This is a genomic window from Neorhodopirellula pilleata, assembly GCF_007859915.1.
GTDB lineage: Bacteria > Planctomycetota > Planctomycetia > Pirellulales > Pirellulaceae > Rhodopirellula > Rhodopirellula pilleata.
This window is the reverse complement of record NZ_SJPM01000002.1, coordinates 842,512-867,463: the sequence shown is the minus strand read 5'-3', so window position 1 is coordinate 867,463 and position 24,952 is coordinate 842,512. Positions and strand designations below refer to the sequence as shown.

The 24,952-nt window shown below is 56.1% G+C and carries 16 protein-coding genes; 7 read left to right on the top strand and 9 right to left on the bottom strand.

Going from position 1 to position 24,952, the window contains the following annotated elements; all coding sequences use genetic code 11:
• Nucleotides 1–294 precede the first annotated feature (294 nt).
• The 8 genes from proS to Pla100_RS08305 form a co-directional block, all read right to left on the bottom strand.
• Complete coding sequence (gene proS / locus Pla100_RS08340; RefSeq protein ID WP_146577173.1) at nucleotides 295–1,794, bottom strand: proline--tRNA ligase; 1,500 nt, start codon at nucleotides 1,792–1,794, stop codon at nucleotides 295–297.
• Between the two features lie 139 nt (nucleotides 1,795–1,933).
• The gene (gene carA / locus Pla100_RS08335) at nucleotides 1,934–3,121 is read right to left on the bottom strand and encodes a glutamine-hydrolyzing carbamoyl-phosphate synthase small subunit (RefSeq protein WP_146577172.1); all 1,188 of its coding nucleotides are present in this window, start codon (nucleotides 3,119–3,121) and stop codon (nucleotides 1,934–1,936) included.
• 73 nt (nucleotides 3,122–3,194) lie between these two features.
• Nucleotides 3,195–4,094, bottom strand: coding sequence for a PSP1 domain-containing protein (locus tag Pla100_RS08330; RefSeq protein ID WP_390620574.1), 900 nt, complete (start codon nucleotides 4,092–4,094; stop codon nucleotides 3,195–3,197).
• A complete protein-coding gene (locus Pla100_RS08325) occupies nucleotides 4,091–4,906 on the bottom strand; it encodes a sugar phosphate isomerase/epimerase family protein (RefSeq protein WP_146577171.1) in 816 nt (271 codons plus the stop codon). The genes Pla100_RS08330 and Pla100_RS08325 overlap by 4 nt, the downstream gene beginning before the upstream one ends.
• Nucleotides 4,907–5,077: 171 nt before the next feature.
• Nucleotides 5,078–5,497, bottom strand: coding sequence for a hypothetical protein (locus Pla100_RS08320; RefSeq protein ID WP_146577170.1), 420 nt, complete (start codon nucleotides 5,495–5,497; stop codon nucleotides 5,078–5,080).
• Complete coding sequence (locus tag Pla100_RS08315) at nucleotides 5,497–5,841, bottom strand: hypothetical protein (RefSeq protein WP_146577169.1); 345 nt, start codon at nucleotides 5,839–5,841, stop codon at nucleotides 5,497–5,499. The genes Pla100_RS08320 and Pla100_RS08315 overlap by 1 nt, the downstream gene beginning before the upstream one ends.
• A 166-nt stretch (nucleotides 5,842–6,007) precedes the next feature.
• Nucleotides 6,008–7,366 (bottom strand): DUF1552 domain-containing protein, encoded by a 1,359-nt coding sequence (locus Pla100_RS08310; protein WP_146577168.1) that lies wholly within the window; start codon nucleotides 7,364–7,366, stop codon nucleotides 6,008–6,010.
• Between the two features lie 6 nt (nucleotides 7,367–7,372).
• Nucleotides 7,373–9,883 carry a DUF1588 domain-containing protein gene (locus Pla100_RS08305; protein WP_231602840.1) on the bottom strand — a complete coding sequence of 837 codons (2,511 nt, stop codon included), beginning with the start codon at nucleotides 9,881–9,883 and terminating at the stop codon, nucleotides 7,373–7,375.
• A gap of 384 nt (nucleotides 9,884–10,267) precedes the next feature.
• Here Pla100_RS08305 and Pla100_RS08300 point away from each other — a divergent pair, with 384 nt between their 5' ends.
• From Pla100_RS08300 to Pla100_RS08270, 7 genes are all read left to right on the top strand, one after another.
• Nucleotides 10,268–10,855 carry a response regulator gene (locus Pla100_RS08300; RefSeq protein WP_197167771.1) on the top strand — a complete coding sequence of 196 codons (588 nt, stop codon included), beginning with the start codon at nucleotides 10,268–10,270 and terminating at the stop codon, nucleotides 10,853–10,855.
• 65 nt (nucleotides 10,856–10,920) lie between these two features.
• The gene (locus Pla100_RS08295; protein ID WP_231602839.1) at nucleotides 10,921–12,183 is read left to right on the top strand and encodes a sensor histidine kinase; all 1,263 of its coding nucleotides are present in this window, start codon (nucleotides 10,921–10,923) and stop codon (nucleotides 12,181–12,183) included.
• Nucleotides 12,184–12,379: 196 nt separating this feature from the next.
• Nucleotides 12,380–13,300 (top strand): tetratricopeptide repeat protein, encoded by a 921-nt coding sequence (locus Pla100_RS08290; protein ID WP_231602838.1) that lies wholly within the window; start codon nucleotides 12,380–12,382, stop codon nucleotides 13,298–13,300.
• 1,182 nt (nucleotides 13,301–14,482) lie between these two features.
• Nucleotides 14,483–17,374: a M16 family metallopeptidase gene (locus tag Pla100_RS08285; protein WP_231602837.1), complete on the top strand. Its 2,892-nt coding sequence runs from the start codon at nucleotides 14,483–14,485 to the stop codon at nucleotides 17,372–17,374.
• A gap of 32 nt (nucleotides 17,375–17,406) precedes the next feature.
• Nucleotides 17,407–18,912 (top strand): anthranilate synthase component I family protein, encoded by a 1,506-nt coding sequence (locus Pla100_RS08280; RefSeq protein WP_231602836.1) that lies wholly within the window; start codon nucleotides 17,407–17,409, stop codon nucleotides 18,910–18,912.
• A gap of 70 nt (nucleotides 18,913–18,982) precedes the next feature.
• The gene (locus tag Pla100_RS08275; RefSeq protein WP_146577166.1) at nucleotides 18,983–19,588 is read left to right on the top strand and encodes a DUF3467 domain-containing protein; all 606 of its coding nucleotides are present in this window, start codon (nucleotides 18,983–18,985) and stop codon (nucleotides 19,586–19,588) included.
• Between the two features lie 916 nt (nucleotides 19,589–20,504).
• Nucleotides 20,505–21,683 carry a multiheme c-type cytochrome gene (locus Pla100_RS08270; protein ID WP_146577165.1) on the top strand — a complete coding sequence of 393 codons (1,179 nt, stop codon included), beginning with the start codon at nucleotides 20,505–20,507 and terminating at the stop codon, nucleotides 21,681–21,683.
• 50 nt (nucleotides 21,684–21,733) lie between these two features.
• Here the strand turns inward: Pla100_RS08270 and Pla100_RS08265 are convergent, their stop codons facing one another.
• Complete coding sequence (locus tag Pla100_RS08265; RefSeq protein WP_197167770.1) at nucleotides 21,734–24,700, bottom strand: FG-GAP-like repeat-containing protein; 2,967 nt, start codon at nucleotides 24,698–24,700, stop codon at nucleotides 21,734–21,736.
• Between the last annotated feature and the right edge of the window lie 252 nt (nucleotides 24,701–24,952).

Below are 24,952 nucleotides of genomic sequence, written 5' to 3'. Positions count from 1 at the left end.
CAACCCGATTGCTACAGAATCCGACCGGTAGCTCCCCACTACCATCTAATGCTATGCCACGCTAGCGGGGGGTGCTTAGTTAAGTTGTCCTTATTTACGACAACAAATTAGTTTTTTTTAGTTAGCTTACTAGTGAACATCAAGAAAGCATGACGATAGACTAGTTCAGCAGACGCGGGACGGTTGTGCCCTACTGAACCGCGTCTCCCCCCGCCGGTCACTGCCCCGATCGGTGGGGGATTTTTTTTATTCAGCAGGCGGAATGCCCTTGTGCTATCAAGAGGCTTCGCGGCTTCAATAAGCCTTGGCGAACACAGCCATCTTGGCGGCCGGTTTGCCGGTCAAGAAACATGTTCCCGGTGTTGTGTTGTGTTCCCTTGGGATGCAACGGATCGTGACCTTGAGTTCTTTCAAGAGTGGCTGCAGCGAATCCTCGTCAGCGAAGTGGCAGTGAGCGAACCCGCCTTGGATCTTGTCGTCATCGGTTGATGCAAAGTAGTCGCGGAAATCGGCTTCGTTTTTGATCGTGACGGTGTTGGACTCCCGCAGAAGCAGCGCCGCGTCGAAAAGTTCTTGTTGCAAGGTCGCTAGCTTTTCACCGATCGTCGCGACGATCTCTTGCCGCGAGACACCGACGCTCTTGGGCTGATTGCGAATGCCGCAGAAAACGCTATCGGCGGCCATGTCTTTCGGGCCGACTTCCAAACGGATCGGTACGCCGCGTTTGACGTGGTACCACTTCTTTTCGCCGCCTCGGATGTCACGGTCATCGATCACGACTCGAACCGGGGCACCGGCAAACGTTTGAGCGGCCAACTCATCGCGTAGACTCTCGACGTACGCCATCACCTCGGCTCGGGAATCGTCTTTGTAGATCGGCTGAATCACGACGTGCGACGGAGCCAGGCGTGGTGGCAATACCAATCCGTCGTCGTCGCTGTGCGTCATGATCAACGCGCCGATTAATCGGGTGCTGACTCCCCAAGACGTCGTCCATGCGTATTCAATATCACCGGTGACGGACTGAAACTTGATCTCCTGTGCCTTCGAAAAATTCTGGCCTAGAAAATGGCTCGTTCCTGCTTGCAAGGCTTTGCGGTCTTGCATCATCGCTTCGATCGACAGCGTTTCGACCGCGCCGGGGAATCGTTCCAGCGGCGTCTTGCTGCCGACGATCACCGGCATCGCCATCCAGTTCTCGGCAAAGTCGCGATACACCTCGACCATCTGTTCGGTTTCACTGATCGCTTCTTCGGCCGTCGCGTGAACGGTGTGGCCTTCTTGCCATAAAAACTCGGCCGTCCGCAAAAACATCCGCGTTCGCATTTCCCAGCGGACCACATTGGCCCATTGGTTGATCAGGATCGGCAAATCGCGATAGCTCTGAACCCACTTGGCGTAGGTTGCCCCGATGATCGTTTCACTGGTCGGCCGAACGATCAGCGGTTCTTCCAACTTACCCGCCGGACGCAGCCCACCGTTGGGGTCCGGCTCGAGCCGATGGTGGGTGACGACGGCGCATTCCTTAGCAAACCCTTCGACGTGTTCGGCTTCCTTTTCGAGAAAGCTCATCGGGATGAACAGCGGGAAATAGGCGTTCTGGTGCCCGGTCGCTTTGAACATGTCATCCAACGCCCGTTGGATATTTTCCCAAAGCTGATAACCCCACGGCTTGATCACCATACAACCCCGAACCGGCGAATTCTCGGCCAAATCGGCGGCGCGGATCACCTGTTGGTACCACTCGGGGTAGTCGTCGGCGCGGGTCGGGGAGATGGCGGTTTTGGGGGGCATTGAAGAGTGAAGAGTGAAGAGTGAAGAGTGAAGAGTGAAGAGTGAAGAGTGAAGAGTGAAGAGTGAAGAGTGAAGAGTGAAGAGTGAAGAGTGAAGAGTAGGCTGGGTCGGAGCCGCTTCGGCGGAGACCCGGCAGGAATTACCGATTCAACATGCTTTGGAATTCATTGAACAAGTAGTGACTGTCGTGTGGACCGGCGGCGGCTTCGGGGTGGTACTGGACCGCGAACGCGTCGGCTTCCTTGTGACGCACGCCGGCGATCGTGTCGTCGTTGAGGTGCCGGTGGGTGACTTCCAAGCAATCCGGCAGGTCTTTGTCGTCGACGGCGAAGCCGTGATTTTGGGTGGTGATCTCGACTTTTTGCGTCTTCACATTAAAGACCGGTTGGTTTGCTCCGCGGTGACCGAACTTCAATTTAAAAGTCTTCGCACCACAAGCGAGCGAAAGCAGTTGGTGTCCCAGACAGATACCAAAAACGGGCACCGTGCCGATCAGGTTCGCGATTGTTTCATGGGCGTAGGTCAGCGGTTCGGGATCGCCGGGGCCGTTGGACAAGAACACGCCGTTGGGTTCAAGTCGTTTGATTTCGTCGGCGGTGGTGTTGCCGGGAACGATCGTCACGCGATTGCCACGTGATCGCAAGTGCCGAGGGATGTTCCATTTCATGCCGAAGTCCATGCAGACGACATGCGGGCGGTCCGCGTCCGCGACGTCTGACGAAACGATCGTTTGTCCCGAACCGCCGCGCAGATTACCGCGACTGACTTCGATGGACGTCCATTCATCCAGCTCCTGGGTCCATTTTTCCTGTTGGCTCGGCATGACCTCGCGGACCAAATCCCGACCGACCAAACTCGGTGCCGCTTGAGCTTTGGTGATGAGCGACGCATCGTCGAGATCTTCGGTCGACAAAATGCCTTGCATGGCCCCTTCGCTGCGGATGCGGCGGACGAGGGCACGGGTATCGATGCCGGTTAAGCCCATCACGTTGTGCTGTTGAAGGTAATCGCTCAACGATCCTTCGGACCGATAGTTGCTATGCACTCGGCTTTCGTTACGAATGATGAAACCCGATAACGCCGTTCCCTTGCGTTCGACGTCGATCGAATTAACGCCATAATTGCCGATCTCGGGATACGTCATCGTGACGATTTGTCCGCAGTAGCTGGGGTCCGTCAAGATCTCCTGGTAACCGGTCATGGAGGTATTGAAAACCACTTCTCCGGTGACTTCGCCGGTCGCCCCGAGCGAGTACCCCGAATAAACGGTTCCGTCTTGAAGAGCGAGTTTGGCAGCCGTGCGGGCGGTGCGAGCGTTGACGGTCATGAAAGATGATCTGCAGGTGGAAGTCGGAAGCGGGCGACAAACTCACAGAATTATCACATTGACGAACGTTTTCTTAAAGGGGCCGAAGATTGTCTTTGCCCTTTTTGCCGCTTGCCACCATGCCATTGCCGACGGCCAAAATCTCTACCACGTCCCCGACCGGGATCATGATTCGGCGTTGATCTTCGGTTTGAACGATCAATTGCCCGGCAAGAATGTCTTGCGCGATGACTCGGCATTGTCCGTCACGTGTCAGCAATTGACTGCCGACCGGCGGAAGCTCTTGGGCGAGTGATTCGTAGGTGTCGAATTCGTATCGCAAACAACACTTCAGACGGCCGCATCGTCCGGATATCTTCGTGGGGTCCAGCGAAGCTCGTTGCAACTTGGCCATCTTCATCGATACCGGTGGCATCTTGCTGAGGAAGCGACTGCAACAAACCTCTTGGCCGCAATCGCCGAAATCAGCGAGCAACTTGGCTTCGTCTCGGATGCCGATTTGTCGCATCTCGATGCGAGTTTGAAATTCCTGGCCGAGCGATTTGACCAGTTCACGAAAATCGACGCGGTTTTCGGATATGAAGTAAACGACCACTCGCTCGCCGCCGAGGACCCGTTCGACATCGACCAATTGCATCGGCAAGTTCAAACGATCGACGTGCGGTTGGCAAACGTCCAAATCACGTCGCGTCATTGCTGACATTTGGGTCCAGTCGCCGCGATCGGTTGCATCGAGGCGACGCAATATCTTGCCTTCGGTGGGCTCGTGTAATCCGCCGATCGCGGCCGGCGTGGCTTCGCACAATACCGTCGCGATCTCGGTTCCCCGGTCGCTACGTATGACGACCTCGTCGCCATAACGGAATTCGCTAGTCGCGGTCATCACGCCGAGATGCCTCATGCTGCCGTAACGGCAAACGTATTGAAGCGATGACGCCGATGATGGTTCCGGCGACGTGGGAGAATCGGTCACGCGAGCAAAGTCTTCAATGAGTCGATGGTTTTCTGGGCTGCGGTTTGCGAATCCGGAATCGGGAACGCTTCGGCGCACAAGTAACCATCGTAACCGATGCCGCGAAGAGCCGCGATGATCGGAGCAAAATCGGTGTGACCCAGCCCAGCGGCCTGCCGATTCGAGTCGACAAAATGAACGTGGCCGATCGCGTCGCCCCCGCGGCGGATCGCCGCCGCCACGTCGGATTCTTCGATGTTCATATGGAACAAATCGGCAAGCAACTTCACGTTGCCCGTTTGCAGACGATTCAGGAACGTCAGTCCTTCGTCGACGGTCTTGATGAGATTGGTTTCGTACCGATTGAGCGGTTCGTAGATCAACGGCACATCGTACTCAGCCGCCAGCGGTGCGAGTTCTTCCAAGGCTTCGGCGAGATAGTCCAGTGCTCCGGCGAGCGATAAATCACCGCCCCAACGGCCCTGCATCGAACCGATGATCGCCGGTGCCCCGACGGGACCGCCGAAGTCGATCATCGAGCGGACGAACTCGCGGGCAGCTTTGCGTTTGGAAACGTCAGGGTCGGTGAGGCTGAGTCCGTGCTTGACCATGCCCGCTCCAGTCCCCACGGCGGCAACTCGCAAGCCGGTTTGTTCACTCAGCGACCGCAGTTCGTCCACCGAAACGGCATCGGGTCCAGGGGCGAACACCTCGACGGCATCGAAACCGAGTTTAGCAGCCTGTTCGAACGCGTCGGCCAAACCGTCCCAGAAAACGAACGGCCCGCCACGGGCTTCTTCGACAAGACTGACGGTAATCGCTGATTTCATCATGATGTTTGGGATTGCTGGTTCGATAGCCCGACGCGCGAGAGCCGGTGGATTGAATCATAACCCGACGCGTAAGCGAGGGATGAGTCAGTATCAATGATCCCTCGCTTACGAAGCGGGTTACGAAAAAAGTGCGACTTCAAAATGCGTGAGCGAGGGATCCAGACCAGTATCTCAAGCGAAGTAGCTCGCCAATTTGGAACGCAGTTCTTCGTTGCCGTTGATCACCGATTGAAGCTGCGTCCGGGTGGCCGCGTCGGCGGGCGAAGACGATTCGGGACGAGGCGTCGTCACTTGGATTTGGCCCTGATCGTCCATTTGCAACTCGACCGGCGAATCACTCGTTAACCCGAGTTGAGTCATCAGGTCCGCGATCACTTGCCGCAGCGACTTGTTCGCCGTTTTGTGGTCGGGACCGTGAGCCGTTTCAGTTGCCTTGTTTGCGCCGGCGTCGGCGGCGAAAACCTCGGCGAAATTTGTCACCGCTTCCGTCGAGTTTTCGGCTAATTCAGTGGCGGCCCCGGCGGCTAGCCTGGCCACACCGAGCGCGGCCGTCACGCCAATTCCCAAGCCGACAGCGGGTGGGATCGACATCAGTGTTGATGCTTGACTTCGAACTTCAACGCTTTGAGCCAATCCATCAGCTTGTGTGCGTCGTCGTGGGTCTTGGCTTGATGCTCGAGCCATTTGGGGCAACGATACTTGATATCGATGTGACCGTTGTGTTCGTGCTTTTCAACTTCACACTTGAGTTTCTTGAGCGTATCGACGATCTGAGCGGCTTGCTTGGAATCATGCTCGTGACGGGTTTTCCACTCCGGGCAGCGATAGCTAACGACTTCCGAAGCCATGGCGGTGGGAGCGGAAATGACGGGCGAGGACGATCCGATTACGAAGGCGGATGCCATCACGAAGGACAAGAAGACGAGACGATACATATTGGGGACGCCAATGGGTTAGTGAAGGTGGCTGGTGGTAGCTGGACTCGCAAGAGTTCAGCAGAATTTCGTGCAAATACCGAAGTCTTGCGACTTCGGCTACTCGAACTTTACGCTGTCACAAGCCCCTAGTTAACGTTTCGCTCACCAAGGGGTCAAGGCGGTTTCAGGACAGACCCGTCAACACGCCGTCGCCACAGAAATCCGGATTGCCAAACGACTCTTGAGGAAAGCCCATTCGTTCGGCGATCGTCATCAGCAAGCGGTTGTGTGGCGTCCGTCCGAAATCGAACGCTCGGTCGCCTTGAATGCCGAGCCCACCACCAACGAGCACGAAAGGAATGTTGTCGCGGGTATGTGAGTTGCCTTTACCAAGCTCATTGGTCCAAACAATCGTGGTGTGGTCGAGCATCGATCCTTCCCCACCGGGCTCCGGCGTCTCTTTCAAACGCTTGGCCAAATACGCAACTTGCTCGCAGTACCAAGTGTTGATTTTGATGAGTTTCTCGTACGCGTCTTCGTTGCTGTCGGGTTCGTGAGAGAGGCCGTGGTGGCCTTCATCGATTCCGATCCAACGCATTTTCGCGCCGCCCACGCTGTTGGTGATTTGGAACGTGGCAACCCGAGCAAAGTCAGCCGCCATGCCGTTGACCAACATCTCGATCTGCATGCGGGTGATTTCCGGCATGTTGTCATTTTGATCTTCGATGTTGGGTGGCAATTCAGGCACCGCGTGTCCGATGCGATCCGCCTGAGTTTCTAACTCGACCTTCAAGTCTCGCTCGACCTTTCGGACCAAATCGACGTGCTGTTGCAACAGATGCCGATCCTCGGCGCTGACCATCGATTCCAGCTTGCGAAAGTCATCGGTCAAGTCATCCAGAACGCTGGCGAGAAGCTCGCGATTCTTGGCTTGCCCGTACAACTTATCAAACATCTTGTACGGATCATCGATCGGTGCGACCGGTTGGTTCGGCCCCGAGTACGACATGCGAGTCCAGGTATCGGCGCGGTCGGGAACCATCACGCCGAACTCGAGCGAACCGAATCGTGTCCGGGTCGTGGAGTTGGCTTGCAGTTGGTTCTTGAGGAATTGATCGATGCTGATTCCCTGCGACCAGCCCGCCGGCGTGTCACTGCCGCCTTGAATATCGCCGGGGAACAGTTCGACGCCGGTCAACAAACATCCGATGCCGCGCATGTGGCCATCGCCGTCGCCTTGGATTTGGTTGCACAACCCGTGCATGGTGCACGTTTGATCGCGGAAGGGTTCCAGCGGTTTGAGGATTCGCTTGAAATCTAGTTTTGTAATCTCGTCATTGGCTTGATCTTTCTTACCCGACTCGCCTGGCCAAAAATGTTGCGGGATGACGCCGTTGGGGCTGAAGACAAAAATCATCCGCTGGCGTTTTGCGACCGCACTGTCGCCCCAACCGAGGCTAGGTAAGTTCCAAGCGAAGTTTGCCGCAGCGGCACTGATGCCGGCTTGACGCAAGAATCGACGACGGGAGATGTGATAGCTCATGATGACTCAGGTTTGGTTGGTATCGGTCAACGGTCCCTCTGCCGCGATGACCGCGACCTCGATCAGCAACTGTCGAATGTTGCATCCCGAGTCGCGGAACTGATCGGTCAATTGTTCCAATCGATCGAGCCCGAATGCGGCGATGGGTTGTTTGGTAAAGTATTGAAATACGCGGGACACGAATGCCGACTGGGCATCGCGACTTCCGGCGGCGTAGTTGGCCAATTCGCGAGCGTTTTCAAATTCAATCTTTTGATCGTCGCGTGTGTCGTAGTGTCCGCCGGCGTCAATCGGATGTTTGCCATCGGTTTGACGGAATCGGCCGATCGCGTCGAAGTTTTCGAGCGTGAAGCCTAAGGGGTTGATCTTCGCGTGACAGATTTGGCAGCTCTCCGGGCTCGTTTGCAACGCCACCCGTTGACGTGTCGTCAGGTCAGGATGCAGGTCCGGGCTCAGCGGCGCGAACGCCGCGTTGGGCGGACGGAGCGTGCGGCCCATCACGTGCCGGATCAAGAAAACGCCTCGATGAATGGGCGACGTTTCTTGATGATGGGCGAACTTCGCCATGACGAGTGGATGCGAAAGCACGCCGATATGGGTCTGGTGATTGCGGACGGTGCGCTTCAAGCCGGAACGTGCGATCGGATCGTCGCCGTGTTCTGAGGCTTGATCCGACGATGGCTTCCAAGCGTCGCCGTAGAAGTCGGTTAATCGTGGCGTGGTTAATGTCCAATCCGAATACAGCAACTGGCGGAAATCACTTGTTTCGCTCCAAACGATCTCATCAAGAAACCCGTCGAGCGATTTTCGCAAATCACTCAGGATTGTCGCGTCAAAGCCAGGGAATTTTTCGTCGTCTTTTCGAAGATCGTCTTCGGGCGACATCTCTAACCAATGATAAAACATCTCGCGAAGTTTTGCCCGTGTGCGGGCGTCATCGACGTACCGAGTCGCGACTTGCCGAATCACCTTGGGATCATTCAGTTTATTCGCGTTCAAGTCGTTGACGAACCAGCCATCGCTTGGCACCGCGTCATGAAGTGTCAATGACAACAGCGTGCCGACTTGCCAAGACCGATTGCGATCCTCGTCGAGCGTCGGGTAAAGGAATCGCGGTGACTTGACCGTCAACAGCACCGCATACTTGATGATCTCGATCTCGTCTTGCGTTTCCGCCATGATCGCATCGAGCAGTGACTTCGCACCGACCGTTTCGGCATCGCCTCGGTGCGCCACGCTGATGAGCGTCGTCAATAAGTCTCGCAACTTTTCCGGACGCGGGCGATCATCCTTTTTGTTGCGATCGAGGTGATCCGGCCACAGTTCATTGATGGCCAAGTCGGCGAATTCCAATGCCGCCGCAGTCACCGCCTCGTCCCAACCTGCGTCAACGCTGATCCCGCGTTCGAATCCGTACGAGCGATCGTCCGGCGGCATCTTGGTTTGGACGCGGGCCGCCGAAGGCACCCAGCCCGGCATCAATTGCGAGGCCGGAATGATCTCTTCAACGCCGCCGGGACGAACCCACGACAGCGAGACGCTCGACGGAGGTGTCTCGCCTTTGCGTTTGCGTTGGTTCAGATCCAGCTTGAAGGGATAGCTGCGGCCTCCGGTTAACCAAATCGTGCGCCGAAACTCATTGCGTCCTTCGGACTGGACATGGTTGTCGATCAGTTTGTTCCGCCAGCTTCCGAACGTGAACTCGAACGATGTGGTGCTGCGAACGATGATTTCGTAGCGACCGGTTTGTTCGACCCGCAATCCACCTTCGAAATGAGCGTGGAATTGTTCTCCATCGATGCCGAGGTCCGAACCGTCGGGATGTTTCGGTCCGTCGAGCTTGTAATCGAAATCGATTTGGTCGACGTTTCCTTCGAACTTACGATCCTCTTTTTTCCAGCCTTTGCCGTCGTAGTAGCTGACTTTAACGCCATGTTCAGTGACACGATCTTTCCAGCGGTCTTCTTTTACGCCGTGGAAATGCGAATACAGGTTCATTAGGCTGTTATGGAGTTGCGTGCCGGTTAAACGCTGCAATGCTTGACGCGGTGGCCGATTTCGAAGCTGTGCGGCTTCGCTGTAAAAGGCATGGTGGATGTAGGCAGCCACGGCGGCGGCGTCTTCACCGACGCACTTTTCCGGATCTTCCTCCGGCATCGTATCAGCGATGATTTCGGTCAGTTCACCGATCGAGGAATCGCCGGTCAAAGGGTCGGGATAGCTGTCTTCGGTGCCTTGGCCGGTCTCGCCATGACAAGCGGCGCACTGCGACTTAAATATCTCGCCACCTTTGGCGACCAGCGTCTCGGCGGTCGGCTGTTCGGCTCCGCTTGCGCTGCCACCAAAGAAACCAGACCCAATCAGACAAACAACCACTAATAGTTGCCACATCCAAACGTGGCGTCGACTTTCAGTCGACGTTTCAAGAACTGGCGACTGAAAGTCGCCACCACGTGAGCGCCGCGCGTTGCCAAGCAAGCGTTCGGGCGCGTCCGTGATCGGTGACCTCAAATTCATGGTGGACCGTTCAGCAATCGTATCAAGGCGGGGTGGAGAGGCGAGCGCGGGGCGGGGGAATGAAACTGGCTCGGCCTCAGGAGGGACACTCATTGTATCGTTACGCACCGTCTTTTCCAATAGTTTCCTTTCGAGAACGTCTTTGCAGATCAATCTTGACCCAGCTTACCAAATCGCTAAGATACCGAAAGTTTGGCAATCCAGGGAACTAGGGATACTTGCAACGGTCACGCGAGACGCGTGCCATGCGGGTTACGCAACGGCTAAGTGCTAGTGCATTGCCCCCGAGGTTTTGCTAAACGAAGTGACGCAGTGAAGGTGGGTTGAATTTGCCTTCACTTTTTTCGGTAATGGTACTACCCCACAGGGAGGATGGTTCCGGCCATGACCACTAAAACTGTTTTTACAACTGGCGAAGCCGCAAAAATTTGCAAGGTGAGCCAACAGACCATCATTCGTTGTTTCGACAACGGGTCGCTCAAGGGATTCCGAGTCCCCGGCAGCAAATTCCGACGCATTCCTCGTGAACAATTGTTTTTGTTCATGAAGGACAACGGTATTCCTACGGACGCTCTGGAGAGCGGCAAAAAGAAGCTACTGATCGTCGACGACGACCAAGACTTGGTCGATCTCATGCAGGACGGGTTTCAGCGCGACGGGCATTTCGAAATTCGCACCGCCAACAACGGCTTCGACGCCGGCATGGGCGTCAAGGAATTTCGGCCTGACTTAGTCGTTCTGGACGTCATGCTACCGGACATCAACGGGAAAGAAGTTTGCCAACGTGTCCGCAGTGATCCATCGATGGACACGGTCAAGATTCTGTGCATCTCTGGGATGGTCGAACACTCCAAGGTCGAAGGATTGATGGCCGCCGGCGCGAACGATTTCATGCAAAAGCCTTTCTCGATCGACGATCTCGTCGGGAGAGCCTATTCATTGCTCGAAATGGAACGCGGCGTGGTCGGCTGAGCGTGAGCCGGTCCGTCTACTCCGGATGGTTGCCTCCCATCGCGTGCGGAAACGAACGCGTTTGGTTGCCTTTAAAAACGTCGTCATTGGCGGCGTTATGCGACACCCTCTCGCAAAGATGCGTGACCACTGCAGACGACCGCAACTTAAGGAACGACCACGATCCAAGCAGTCGAGCGACGCCGGCACTACGCCGGTTGGTGTCGGCAATGTGTGTCGACCCGGCGTTGGTATTGGCAACCCTCGCTCATCAATTTGCCGCATGTGATTTCACGCGAGCCCAACTGTCCCATCCGCTGACGCTTTTTGATCTAGCTGACTTTTGGTGTCGTCAGGGCAGCACGCTATGGCGAACGACTGATTGGTTGGCTTGCCCAAGCACCCACGCGACCGATTCTACCTTCACGGGCTTTGATCGGCTCGATCATTACTTCCAAACACTTCCGTTGTCGCGGTGGCCGGGGCAAGCGGAATCGTGGTGGGCCGAAGCGGGCGGTCACCGACCTGAAGGGGACTTTTCGAAGGTGCGGTTGATGTCGTCCGATGATCAGCCCGAGGCATCGCGTTCGGCTCACGAGGTGATCGCTCGCTTGATCGATCGATGTGAACCCAACGAACGGCTTGCCTCTTACGCGTCCGCTTCGGTCGACCGGATTAAAAGTGAACTCGCTCATTCACTTGCTTACGGCTTGAGCCACGAGATCAACAACCCGCTGGCGAATATCTCGACGCGCGCCCAATCGCTCGCACGGGTGATCGACGAGCCCTCACAGCGTCAATCGTTATTGCGAATCGTCGATCAAACTTCCCGTGCCCATGCGATGATCGCGGATTTGATGTTCTACGCGAACCCTCCCGAACCGAAGTGGCAGTCATTTGATTTGAAAGATTGCTTGAACCGAACGCTCAGTGGATTCACCGACGAGGCACAGCGTTGCTCGATTGCGACCAGCGTTCTCTTCGACTCCGACGAGGAAGCTCAACCCGTTCATGGTGATGTTGAAATGATCGGCGAAGCCGTTGCCGTGCTTGTCCGCAACGCGATCGAAGCGATCGGTATCGACGGCGTCGTGCAGGTACGCGTCACGAGAAGTGAACACCGAAATAATAATACAAACAACGGGTGCCGTATTCGAGTTTGCGACAGCGGCCCGGGCCTGACACCTGAGCAAGCCGCCAGAGCTTTCGACCCATACTACAGTGGCCGAGAAGCCGGCCGCGGCCTGGGGTTGGGACTGTGTCGAGCCCAGCGAATCATGGAACTGCACGGCGGAAGTGTGAGTATTGAGCCAGCATTGGCAGGCTGCGTCGCAACTTTGGTTTGGTGATCAACGGCAACCTGAAGCCATCTCCGAAAAGGGAGCTGGCCCTTTGGAGGCGAGCCGCTATTCGTTGCTTTTCTGGTGTCACCGGAGAGGGTCAGACCCCTTTTCGGATACGGCTTGAGGAAACCTCTTGCATTTAGCCAAGAAAAAATTGTAGGAACAACCGACTCGCCTCTCTTCCGCAAGCCCGTACGCACTCATGCCAGCTCACGCCTACCGCCAGACGGCACCGCTTTCGCCACCGGATCGTCAATCCGAGCAAGAAACCGCCCGGGCGAGACTCACTGTCGTCCATCCGGAAGATTTTGTGGCGGTCACGCAACCATCCCCTGTTTCGCCATCGGATCGGTCTGCGCTCGGGCTTCAGCGTCCCCTGTTCACATGGATGGTGCTAATCACTTCGCTGTTGATCGGAATGGTGGTCGCGACGTTGTCGGGTTGCCACTGGGCGGCCGGCAGTCAAAACACACAAGGGGCGGCGCTATACAACCAAGGCCAATACACGGCGGCGATGGAGCAGTTCCAAAAAGCGATTGCGTCCAACCCCCAAGACCCCGATGGCTACTACAACTTGGCGGCCACCACCCATCGATTGGGCAATCAGCGACAAGACCCGAATCTGATCCGCCAAAGCGAAGCACTTTACAACCAGTGCTTGGATCATGATCCCAATCACATCGACTGTCACCGTGGATTGGCGGTGTTGTTGGTCGACTCCGGCCGACCGGATCGGGCGTTCACGTTGATGAAGAACTGGGCGGCACAGAACCCGACTTCGAGCGAGCCGCGTATCGAACTAGCTCGTCTCTACGAAGAACACGGCGAGCCTGAGACGGCATTGAAATATCTCGAAGACGCCGTGCAACAGGATGCCAACAATCCACGTGCTTGGTTGGCACTGGCTCGGTTGCGAGAAACCGGAGGTGACCCGGTGCAGGCGTTGCAAAATTACCAAAGGGCGTTGGCCGTCGGCGGTGGAGCGTTAGGTCCCAACGGCCCGATGGCCACCGAACGAGTCGCCGCGTTAAGCCGTCAACTCAACGCCGCCAACGACGCCCGACTCAACGCAGGCGGAACGCAAATCGCCACCCCGATCCCATTCGGTTCGACGCGGTATTGACCCCATCCACCACGGACTTCGTATCCGTAGGCTGGGTGGAGTAGGCTCTGCGACGAACACCCGGCAATTGGCTGTAGGCAGTTGGCAGTTGGCTCAAGCTTAAACCTCAACTTAAACGTAAACCTAAACTTCCGCTCCCGACGCGAGCAGCGCTTGTGAGCAACCCCAGAACCGCGACCCCAAAAAAACGAGTTTAAGTTTAAGTTGAGGTTTAAGTTTACGTTTTTCGGCGAGGCTCGTGTTGCCGGGTCTCCGCCGAAGCGGCTTCGACCCAGCCTACTTCTGACCCATCGATCGCGGATTTCGTAGGCTGGGTGAAGGCGGCTTTGCGACGAACACCCGGCAATTGGCAGTTGGCAGTTGGCTCAAACTTAAACCTCAACTTAAACGTAAACCTAAACTTCCGCTCCCGACGCGAGCAGCGCTTGCGAGCAACGCCAGATCCGCGAACCAAGAAAAGACGAGTTTAAGTTTAAGTTGAGGTTTAAGTTTAGGTTTTTCGGCGAGCTTCGTGTTGCCGGGTCTCCGCCGAAGCGGCTTCGACCCAGCCTACTTCTGACCCATCGATCGCGGATTTCGTAGGCTGGGTGGAGGAGGCTTTGCGACGAACACCCGGCAGTTGGCAGTTGGCAGTTGGCTCAAGCTTAAACCTCAACTTAAACGTAAACCTAAACTTCCCCTCCCGACGCGAGCAGCGCTTGCGAGCAACGCCAGATCCGCGACGCAAGAAAAGACGAGTTTAAGTTTAAGTTGAGGTTTAAGTTTAGGTTTTTCGGCGAGGCTTGTGTTGCCGGGTCTCCGCCGAAGCGGCTTCGACCCAGCCTGCTTCTGACCCATCGATCGCGGATTTCGTAGGCTGGGTGGAGGAGGCTTTGCGACGAACACCCGGCAATTGGCTGTAGGCTCAAACTTAAACCTCAACTTCAACGTAAACCTAAACTTCCGCTCCCGAAGCGAGCACCGCTGGCGAGCAATGCCAGAATCGCGAACCAAGAAAAGACGAGTTTAAGTTTAAGTTGAGGTTTAAGTTTACGTTTTTCGGCGAGGCTTGTGTTGCCGGGTCTCCGCCGAAGCGGCTTCGACCCAGCCTACTTCACCCCGTCGGCAGATCCGTTAGGCTTTGACATACGGATAAGCTTCCTTATCGTCGTCTCCTGGATCGAACCAACGGAATTGGAACTCATGAAACCAGTGCGCTCTCGCTTCTCGCCACCATTCGGCCTGAACCCACACGTCGGCCAGCGGTTATCGGTCGGCGTGCTCTTGTCGGCACTCGCGATGCCCGCAGTCGCTTGTTTTCTGACTCCTGGAGTGGCGACGAGCCGCTGCGCCGCCGATGAAACTGCCGCGACCGACAACACGACCGACGGTCAACCCGCCCCCACCACCCAGGAAGCCCCCGTGACCGAAGAATTGCCCGAGTTGATCCGCAGCGTCGAAGGCATTTCGGAATACATGCTCGAAAACGGCGTCCAAGTCCTGTTGCTTCCTGATGAAAGCAAGGAGGTCGTGACCGTCAACATGACCGTCTTCGTCGGCTCGCGGCACGAAGGCTATGGCGAAGCCGGGATGGCTCACCTGCTCGAACACATGTTATTCAAAGGCACGCCGACCCATCCGGCCGTTCCGAAGGTCTTGACCGAACGTGGGGCGCGGTTCAACGGCACGACTTGGATGGACCGAACCAACTACTACGAAACGCTGCCTGCGAGCAACGAAAATTTGGAATTCGCCGTCAATCTGGAAGCCGATCGGTTGGTCAATAGTTTCATCAAAGGCGAAGACCTCGCCAGCGAAATGACGGTCGTCCGCAACGAGTTCGAGCGGGGCGAAAACTCACCGACTCGCGTCCTGATGCAACGCATCGAGTCGGCTGCCTTCGATTGGCACAACTACGGCAAGTCGACGATCGGCAATCGCAGCGACATCGAACGAGTGCCGGTCGTCAAACTACGGCAGTTTTATCGCAAGTTTTATCGTCCCGACAACGTGATGGTCATCGTTGCGGGGAAATTCGATCCTGAACACGCCTTGCAAACCATTCAAAACGCGTTCGGTTCGCTGCCCGTTCCCGAAACCCCGATCGACGAAACGTACACCGTTGAACCTGCTAAAGATGGCGAACGCACTGTGGTGCTGCGACGCGTCGGCGACATCCAAGTCGCCGGGGCGGCTTATCATATACCTTCAGGTAGCCACCCGGATTACCCCGCGATCAAGGCTCTTGTCAATATTCTCAGCGATGAACCGAGCGGCCGGCTTTATAACCAAATGGTCGAAACCGAAATTGCCAGCACCGTGTTCGCGATGGCGTTCGGATTCCGCGAGCCGGGACTGTTGATGGCGATTGCCGAAGTGCCGACGGATCAATCACTTGAAGTGGCGCGGGCGAAGCTGATCGAAATTCTGGAGGACGATTGGGAAAACAACCCGATCACTGAAGCCGAAGTCGAACGGGCCAAGGCACAGATCCTCAAGCAGCGCGAACTGGCCTCCGCCGACACCGATCGCATCGCAGTAACGTTGAGTGATTGGGCCGCCCAAGGCGATTGGCGGTTGTACTTTTTGTACCGCGACGCCGTCGAAGCCTTGACCGTCGAACAGGTTCGCGAAGTTGCCAAGAAATACTTGCTCCGCAATAACCGCACCGTCGGGTTGTTCATCCCCAGCGAAGAATCCGATCGCGTGACGATCCCCGATTCGCCCGATCTGAACGCACTGCTGCGTGACTACAAGGGCCGCGAAGCGGTTACGGCGGGCGAGCGGTTCGACCCCGATCCGATCGCGATCGAAGAACGTGTTATCCGAGGCCAATTGGTCGGCGGGATCGAATACGCCCTGCTTCCGAAAAAGACTCGCGGTGATTCGGTCTCGTTGATGCTGACGATCCGTTTCGGAACGCCCGAATCGCTCAAAGACAAAATGGGCGCTGTTGAGTTGCTCGGGCTGTTAATGGCACGAGGAACCACGCGGCTAAATTACCAACAACTCCAAGACGAGTACACGCGGTTGAAAGCCGATGTGTCGATCTACACGTTGATGGGGCTGCTTCAAGTCCAAGTGAAAACGAAGCAGGAAAACCTTGCCGAGGTGATCGAACTGATCGGCGAAGTCATCAAGTCGCCGCGTTTGGACGAGACCGAACTTGAAGTCATTCGCCGGCAAACCGTGACAGGCTTGCAAAAGAGCAAGACCGAACCGAATGCGCTGGCACCCCGTCGCGTTCGTGAGTTATTGTCGCCGTACCCGAAAGATGACATCCGCTACGTGATGTCGATCGATGAAGAGATCGCGATGTACGAGGAAGCGACGATCGATCAAATCCGCAATCTGCACGCGGAATATTTGGGCAACCAAGCCGGCGAACTCGCCGTCGTCGGGAACTTCGCACCTGATGCGGTTTTGGCGGCCGTCAAATCGGAACTCGAAGGTTGGACGACAAGTCAGCCTTACGTCCGTATCGACCGTCCAGCCCATCCTGAAATCCCCGGTGCGACGGAACTGATTGAAACGGCCGATAAGTCCAACGCGTTGTTGTACAGTTCTCAACAATACGCGTTGTCCGACATGGATCCGGAGTACGCCGCCTTGGTGTTGGGGAACTTCATCCTCGGTGGCGGGTCGCTGAGCAGTCGATTGGCCGACCGCGTTCGCCAACAGGAAGGCTTGTCGTACGGCGTCCGCAGCGGATTGAGTGCGCGGCCCAAGGATGATCGCGTGGACATGACGTTGTACGCAATCACCAACCCGGCCAACAAAGACAAGCTGATGAAGGTGATTCGTGAAGAAGTCGATCGTTTAATCAAAGATGGCGTCACGGCGGATGAGTTGGAAAAGGCGAAACAGTCGTATTTGCAAGCCGAACGGATTGCCCGCACCGGTGACCCGTCGCTCAATTCGTTGTTGTTGCAATCGATGTTCTTGGGCCGCACGATGAAAGCGGTCGCCGAGCATGAAGAACAAATTCAAAACGCGACGATCGAAGACGTCAATTCGGCGATCCGCAAGTACATCGATCCGGACGGACTGGTGACTGCTTTGGCAGGTGACTTCAAAAACAACCCACCCGAGTAACCCCATCTAGAAATGAATTGACGGCAATCGCGTTGGAAACTTCCCGTCTTCCGCCGGTCATCCGACCATTGGGATACGCCCAGGTTTGGGATGACGTGTTCATGCGTTTGCAAACGTTGCCGCACTGTGTGTGGTTGGATTCGGCATCCGACCATGCATTTGATCGCGGTCGGTATTCGTTTCTGACCGCCGACCCGGTGGCGTTTTGCAACGCGTCGCTGTCATCACCGGATCCGTGGCCGGTACTTAAGCAATGGTGTCGCGGATTGCAGAACGCTCGTGCTTCTCTCTCTCAGGTTTCAGGTTCGGTTGTTTCGGACTACGGCAATGGTGGCCTCCCACCGTTTTGGGGCGGTGTTGTCGGTTTGTTGGCCTACGAAGCGTCCTGGTGGCTCGAACCGAGCCTCCGCGACGAGTCGTGGTTGAAGACACCGCTGAACCAACCGTCCCCGGTGGTCGTGCCGGGCATGGCGATCGGCGTTTACGACTGGACGATCGCGATCGATCATCTCCAGTGCAATGCGTGGTTGATCAGCACGGGGCTGAACGAGCTTTTCGAAACCGATGCCGATCGAGCCCGACGGCGGGCCGACGGCGTGATGGATTGGATCGAAACAGCAAGTGCATCGACGGTGCCTCCGATCTCCGCGATTAAGACGACCAAGGAATCACTGCCAAGCCTGTCGAGCAATTTCACTGACGAATCATTTTCAGCCGGTGTAGCCGAAATCATCGCTAGGATTTGTCGCGGTGATTCTTTCCAGGTCAACTTGGCACAAACGTTGACGCATCCGGCGATGTGCTCGGCGGCGGAGTTGTATCGTCGGTTGCGCACCATCAACCCGGCGCCTTACGCCGGCTTTTTCGACGCCGGTGATTATCAAATCGTCAGCTCGTCGCCGGAAGGTTTCTTGCAAGTTCGATTGGGCGGGAACGGAATCAGCGAAGTCGTTACGCGGCCGATCAAAGGCACGGTGCGGCGGTGCGGTGATGACGCCGAAGACGCACGACTGGGAGAAACGTTGCTCGCCAGTGAAAAGGATCGCGCGGAGAACGTGATGATCGTCGACTTAATGCGAAACGATTTGTCGCGGGTTTGCATCGACGACAGCGTCCAGGTGACCGGTTTGTGCGAATTGGAGATGTACCAACGAGTTCAGCATTTGGTATCCACCGTCTACGGGCGTTTGCGTCCCGACTGCGACGTGTCGGATTTGTTGGCGGCATGTTTTCCCGGCGGCAGCATCACGGGCGCTCCGAAAGTCGAAGCGATGAGGACGATTGCCGAGTTGGAACGGCGTCCGCGAGGGGCGTATTGTGGCTCAATGGGTTATGTCAGTCTCAGCGGTGCGGCCGATTTCAATATTCTGATCCGCACGATCACGCATCGACCCAGTGGCGACCCCGAGGCTCGCGAGGCAATCTGGGAATTTCCCGTCGGCGGCGGGATCACGGCCAAGAGCGATCCGAAACACGAAACCGAAGAAACGTGGATCAAAGCCGCCAGTCTCCTCGAAGTCATCGGTTCGGTCGGTTAATCTTATAACGATGCCGCACATTCATTCGGCACCACACGTTCGTTCATTCTTGCTTCAGCCCGGCTCTGCCATGAATCCCGATCCTCCCTCGCCTGACGAACCTGGAAAACCCGAATTCGGCGAGAATCCGCCTCAGCCGGAGAACCCGGCACTCAGGGCACGAGTGCCCGACAGCGTCGCCGGCGGAAGCTTCAGCACAGGCGCGATCGTGATGACGGGCCCGACCGAGTTTATCGTCGACTTTTTGCAAACGATCGGGCGACCGCACCGGGTGGCCACCCGGGTTGTGATCCCGCACGCGGTCATGCCCCAATTCGTCGAAGCATTGCAAAAGAACCTCGACATTTACCGCAGCCGTTTCGGCGACCCGCCCCCGCCGCCGGCCAACCCGAACCCCGACGCGCGTCGTCCTAGCCCTCAGGAAATCTACGACGATTTGAAACTGCCCGACGACGTGCTCAGTGGCGTGTACGCCAACGGCGTGATGATCGGGCACGGCGCGACGGAATTTGGTTTGGATTTCTTGACGAGCTTCTTTCCCCAATCGGCCGTCAGCGCTCGGGTGTTTTTAGCGTCGGGCCAAGTACCGCGACTGCTCGAGTCGCTCAAAGGCGCCGTCAAACAACTTCAAGACCGCCGACAAGGCCCGGGTCCCGAAACTCCGCCCGAGGCATGACATCTCGTCGAATATCAGTTCAAGGATTGCCATCCTCGATGATTCACTCATGAAGTATCGACGCTGGGTGCTTCAAGACGTTGAGGGCGCAGGCCGTGGGGGCGTTCTAACCTCGCGGACTCTGATACTGCTTCGTCAAACCCTAAAATTTGGGTTAGTGAAGTGAGCCGACGGCGCTAGCGGGCTGTTGATTTAGTGCACGATTGGGCGTTTTCGTTTAACGGCAAGCCGCAGGCGTCTGCGTTCTCAAGCTCTGTCGCCTGCGGCTTGCCGTTAAACGATTAAATCAACAGCCCGCTAGCCGCGGGCATTGCTCAACGCCCGACGCTAGCGCGCTGTTGATTTAGTCCTCATCGAAACCCGAAGCGTAAGCGAGGGATACATACAAAGGACTTAATGGTGATCAATCCCTCGCTCACGCTTCGGGTTACGATTAAATCAACACGCCGCTAGCGCGTTCGGCTCACCCTAAAATTAGATTTTGACGAAGCACTACCCTCTCGGGTTTGAGTCATAAGTACCAGTCGGTGCGCCGGTTATTCGCTCTCGGCAAAATTTGGCGAGTTTGGCCGAAGTTTCAGGCGTTGGATCTAGAGTCCGGCCTCTTTCATTTCTTTCTCATACTGTGCCGGATCAACGCCTTCGGGATAAACTGACGCTGGTGCAACTGGTGGTTCCGTTACGGTCACTTCGGATGACCCGCCACAGCCACTGCAAAAAACGCCAAGCGACATCAAACCACAAACAAATAAAACGCTTCTGACCAAATTCATAAGGGAAACTCCTACGTCGTTGAGGTGAAGAACTAGCGTTAGAATGAATGACGAAAAGCCCGCTTGCAAGTAGCCTATTCCGGCACTAGGCTGAAACAAGGTTGAATGCTTGCTTGTTGTCCGTCCTATTCGATAGTGAGACTGTGCGACGAACGCTTATCGCATTGGCGACATTGCTTCTGGCCGTCGTGGTATTCGTCGTGGTCTTCACGCTGGCAAGGCCCCGGCGCGCGATGGAGTCGTCGCCGCGCATCGTTGACGCTCAAGCCGAACAGGCTCCGACCTTTGTTGGCAAGCAGGTTTGCGCGGAATGTCACCAGTCAAATTTTCACCTTCATGCCGCCAGTGGTCATGCCACCACATTGCGTCCCGCTTCTGAGCCGATTGTGGCAGAGCACTTCATCGACGAGGCGTATGACGCCGGAGAATCTTTCGGAACGTACCGTTACCTCCTGGAGCCCGACGGACTGTCCGTCACATCAGGCGAGTATTCCGAACGTGCGTTTCCCTTGGAGTACGCCTTCGGGTCCGGCCACAACGCAATCACGCTCGTGACGCTCGTCGCGGACGAAGACGGGAAGACGGTCGGGATGGAGCATCGAGCGACTTGGTTTTCGTCTAACGACTGTCTTGGGCCGACCCCTGGGCAACACGATGCTCCGCCGGAATTTTCCGCGGAAGTTTTCGGTTTCAAGAAGACGAGCCAAGAAATCAGTGAGTGCATTGGTTGTCACACGACAACCTTTGAGTTTCATGAAGACCGTTTGAGCCTCGGAAATCTTCGCCCCAACGTGAACTGTGAACGATGTCACGGCCCAGGCAGCGAGCACGTTCGCCAGGCTCGTGACAACCCGGTCCGTCCAGCAGCTTTTTCGGTCGGTCGCGATGATTGGACCATTAACGACGAAATCTCTCTTTGCGGTGAGTGTCACCGGATGCCACAAGACTTTTCGCCCCTGGCATTGCGTGAGTACGCCAACGTAATGCCCCGCTTTCAACCGGTCGGCTTGCTTCGGAGCGAATGTTTTTTGAAATCGAAAGATCTGCGTTGTACCACTTGCCATAACCCACACGAAACGTCAACAGCACGAACGACGCAGCAATACGAGAGCGTCTGTTTGGATTGTCATCGACAGGCCGAATCCGACCACATCGCTTGTCCACAGTCTCCCACCGAACGTTGTATCGAGTGCCACATGCCGCGAGTCAAATTTGTGGGCGACATCGGTTTTCATGACCACTGGATTCGTGTTCGAGATTCCAATAAGGAAGTCGAGATCCTCCCCGAATCTCCTGCAAGTGATCGCATTTCCGACGAATAGTCTGGGGTACGAAATCAACGCTATTCGATCCAATGTGCTGATCGGCTGATTCAATCCGGATATGGATCCGGATGGCCTTCGATCAGCAGATAACGCTGGTTCAGTTCAGCGATTTTCACTTCCGATTTTTGGCCTGATGGCCAGTTCACACTCACCAATGCTTTTTCGGACGAACCGAGTCCGAAACAGACGATCGATTCGTTTTTGACAGCGAAGCCGTCGCCAGCGTTGGCCGTCATCACAAATGATTGTTCCGGTTCTTCAGAGGATACCGACGCTAAAACGCTGATGCGGGCCCCGATCGCATCTCGCTCGCTTTCGCGGCCCACGAGCCGCAACTGCAGCCAATGAAGATCAGGTTCGGTTTGGTTTTCGATCAATGCGGTCGGTGCGTCGAGATGAGTCGCTAAAAGATCGACGCGTCCGTCGCGATTCCAGTCCAATCGGGCAAGCCCTCGGCCGAGCACGGGAGTTTGCCAGTAGTGGGTTGGGTCGTCGACTTCGCCAATGGCATACTTTCCGTCTTCTTGATGTCGATACAACTGTGGCGTCATTCGGTACGGAATGCCTTCGTCGCTTTGGTCATGAACATGCCCGTTGACGACCGCGATTTCTACTCGTGAGTCATTATCGACGTCGATTGCCTGCGCACCGAACCCGAGTACTCGGTAGCTATCTTGGTGCAAACCGTACCGCCAAGTCCCGTCCACAAAATGACCCGAGCGCGTTTGCAGCATTAGGAAATTGGGCTGCAAATAATAGTTGGTCACGAACAGGTCAATGCGGCCATCGAGGTTGAAGTCGCCGGAGGCGACACCCATTCCGGCTCCACTGATTCCCTCGTAATTGACGGCCAATCCTTTTAGATTTGCGGTTTCCAAGAGTACGGAATCTGCAGCATCGTTATTGCGATCGGTGAGTCGAGTTCGATCAATGGCGTCGGATTGCAGTGTTTCGGCAGAGTCTCCGAGTCGTTGCCGTTTCCATAAACGATTCGGGCGGCCGTCGTTGGCAATGAAGATCTCGTTGGTGCGATCGTTATCAAGGTCAGTCACGATCACGCCGAGACCGGGCACACCTTCGGTTCCCAAAGTCACCGCCTTCTGCAGTTTGCCGGTCACGTCGTTTACGAAAATCCTGTCCTTCGCGGCGTTGTATTTGGACGGAGCGAGGTTGGTCGAATAAGCTAGCTGTTCGTCGAGGTAATTGATTTCAATGATGTCGGGAAGAGCGTCTCCGGAGACATCAGCGATCGCGAAGCTGGCTGTCCACAACGCCGTCTGGTCCGACTCCAGCGGACGGCTTTGAAATGTTCCGTCTCCGTTATTGATGAAAAGACGATTTGAGCCCAGGTTGGCGACGAGCATGTCGGGGAAGCCATCTTGGTTGATATCGCCGGCGGACATTCCTTGACCAAACCCGCGATCATCCGCCCCGGCGATGTCAGTGATGTCATTGAAACGGTCCATTTGGTTGCGGTAGAGCGCATTCGGTTTTTGGCCGTCTTGCTTTTCCGGTGTCGCGTTGGCCTGAACCAAATAAACATCAGGACGACCGTCGAGGTCATAGTCGAGAACCCCTGCCCCGCCGCCGATTTCCTGTGACACGCCGACCTGCGATGGGTCGCTTGCGTTGGTGACGTCGTACTGGTGTCGCAACCCGACCTGATCGGCGATGTTCGCGAACTTCGCCGGGTAGGATCGAACGACAGTCGGTGGTGGAGGAACTTCCAATTCGGATTCTTGTTTGATCACTTCAGGTTGACCAAATTGCTGCCTCAGTTGTACCGTTGTGATCCCACACAGCAGGGTTTCCTCGGAAGCCGTTTGTCCGCTCGCGATCAGTTCGAGGCGTTCACGGTTCAGTTCAGAGATTTTCTCGCCGATTTGAGATTCGGATAGCGCATCTTGTTGGTAGCCGACGGCGATCGCACGCCAGCCTAACGCTTCGAACGGGCGTCCCAATTCTTCCAAGATAGTGGCGAGTGACTCGATCGACTCGAGAGTTCGTTTTCCTTCAGCAAAGTCCAATCCGATGACTGCCGACTGTCGCAGCAGGTCGGCGCGGTGCCATGCTTGTTGGGCCTTTTCGAATTGTCCGAGCTGATTCAACGAGTCGCCGTAGCGAAGGTACGTCACTTTGTCAGTGGGGTCCAGCAGAATCGCCTCGGCCAACGAGACGGTCGCGTCGCGATAACGTTTTTCGAGCAAAGCGAGGGTGCCTTTCGCGAGCCAGTATCCGGCCTGTTTTTCGCACTCGGGTACCGGTTCCTTAATCCATTGGCGTGTTTCTTCTAGCTGTTGCTGAGAGATGAGAATCCTACCGTAAAGCGAGTAGGCTTGAGCTGAATCGCGATAGGATGACGACAGCAATTCCTTGGCATTTTGGAATTCTTCCCTGCTGTATGCCAGACGGGCATGGCCGACCGGACCGATCGGACCGAAAATGCTGACTTCGTCTTCGTCCGAAAATGCGAACGACAGGGTAATGAGCGCACGAAGTTCTTCTTCTTCGACGTTTCCTTGTCGGCAGAGCCATTTGAGATGCTCGGCCGCTTCCAGCCGAAAGCCTTTTCGATTGAGCAAGCGAGCCAAGCGGCGATGTACCACGACGGCCTGTGGCGACTGCTCTAGTAAGATTTGATAGCTCCGGACTGCCTTGTCCCACTCGCCCAATTCGGAGTACCAGTCCGCCGCTTGACCCAGTGCGGCCAGCTTTGCGGCTGGTTCGTTCGCGGGAATCGAACGAAGCAATTCGATCGCCTCAGCGAATCGATTCTGCCCGGCTAGGATCCGAGCCATCATGAAAATGGCCTGAGGGTTTTCGGGCGATGTCGTCAGCCATTGCCGTGTCGCCTTCGCCGCTTCATCAAACTGCTCTTCACGAATCCATTCAGAAATTGCATCCGGATCGGGTAATTCCGGTGCGGTTGCTTGCGCTGTTGACGAAGGTGATGACGGCTCAGATTGTGGCTGCGTGTCCGATGCGGAGGGTTGGCATCCGACAAGGGTAACCAAAGCGAGAATGCAAGAAAAGCAAATGCGGCTTGAGGGGCGGGCGAGCACGCTCCGTTGCCGTCGACGGGCTCCCGAAAGGCTGCCATCCGAAAAGATACCCTCCGGCCGCCCGAAGAGCCGGATTCTTGATGGGATTCTGGGAAACATACTCACGCGGTTTCATTGAGCCCGCCTCGAATCAGGCGGGTGATGGCAAGCAAAGCCATCAGCATTGACGGCCAATAGATTTGTTTCAACGAAAAATCGGGAATG

Excerpts from the sequence above, each read along its gene's own strand:
- Pla100_RS08275 (WP_146577166.1), top strand. The coding sequence starts at position 18,983 with ATGAATCCCGATCCTCCCTCGCCTGACGAACCTGGAAAACCCGAATTC.
- Pla100_RS08285 (WP_231602837.1), top strand. The coding sequence starts at position 14,483 with ATGAAACCAGTGCGCTCTCGCTTCTCGCCACCATTCGGCCTGAACCCA.
- Pla100_RS08290 (WP_231602838.1), top strand. The coding sequence starts at position 12,380 with ATGCCAGCTCACGCCTACCGCCAGACGGCACCGCTTTCGCCACCGGAT.
- Pla100_RS08305 (WP_231602840.1), bottom strand. The coding sequence starts at position 9,883 with ATGAATTTGAGGTCACCGATCACGGACGCGCCCGAACGCTTGCTTGGC.
- carA (WP_146577172.1), bottom strand. The coding sequence starts at position 3,121 with ATGACCGTCAACGCTCGCACCGCCCGCACGGCTGCCAAACTCGCTCTT.
- Pla100_RS08315 (WP_146577169.1), bottom strand. The coding sequence starts at position 5,841 with ATGTATCGTCTCGTCTTCTTGTCCTTCGTGATGGCATCCGCCTTCGTA.
- proS (WP_146577173.1), bottom strand. The coding sequence starts at position 1,794 with ATGCCCCCCAAAACCGCCATCTCCCCGACCCGCGCCGACGACTACCCC.
- Pla100_RS08320 (WP_146577170.1), bottom strand. The coding sequence starts at position 5,497 with ATGTCGATCCCACCCGCTGTCGGCTTGGGAATTGGCGTGACGGCCGCG.
- Pla100_RS08300 (WP_197167771.1), top strand. The coding sequence starts at position 10,268 with ATGACCACTAAAACTGTTTTTACAACTGGCGAAGCCGCAAAAATTTGC.
- Pla100_RS08325 (WP_146577171.1), bottom strand. The coding sequence starts at position 4,906 with ATGATGAAATCAGCGATTACCGTCAGTCTTGTCGAAGAAGCCCGTGGC.
- Pla100_RS08310 (WP_146577168.1), bottom strand. The coding sequence starts at position 7,366 with ATGAGCTATCACATCTCCCGTCGTCGATTCTTGCGTCAAGCCGGCATC.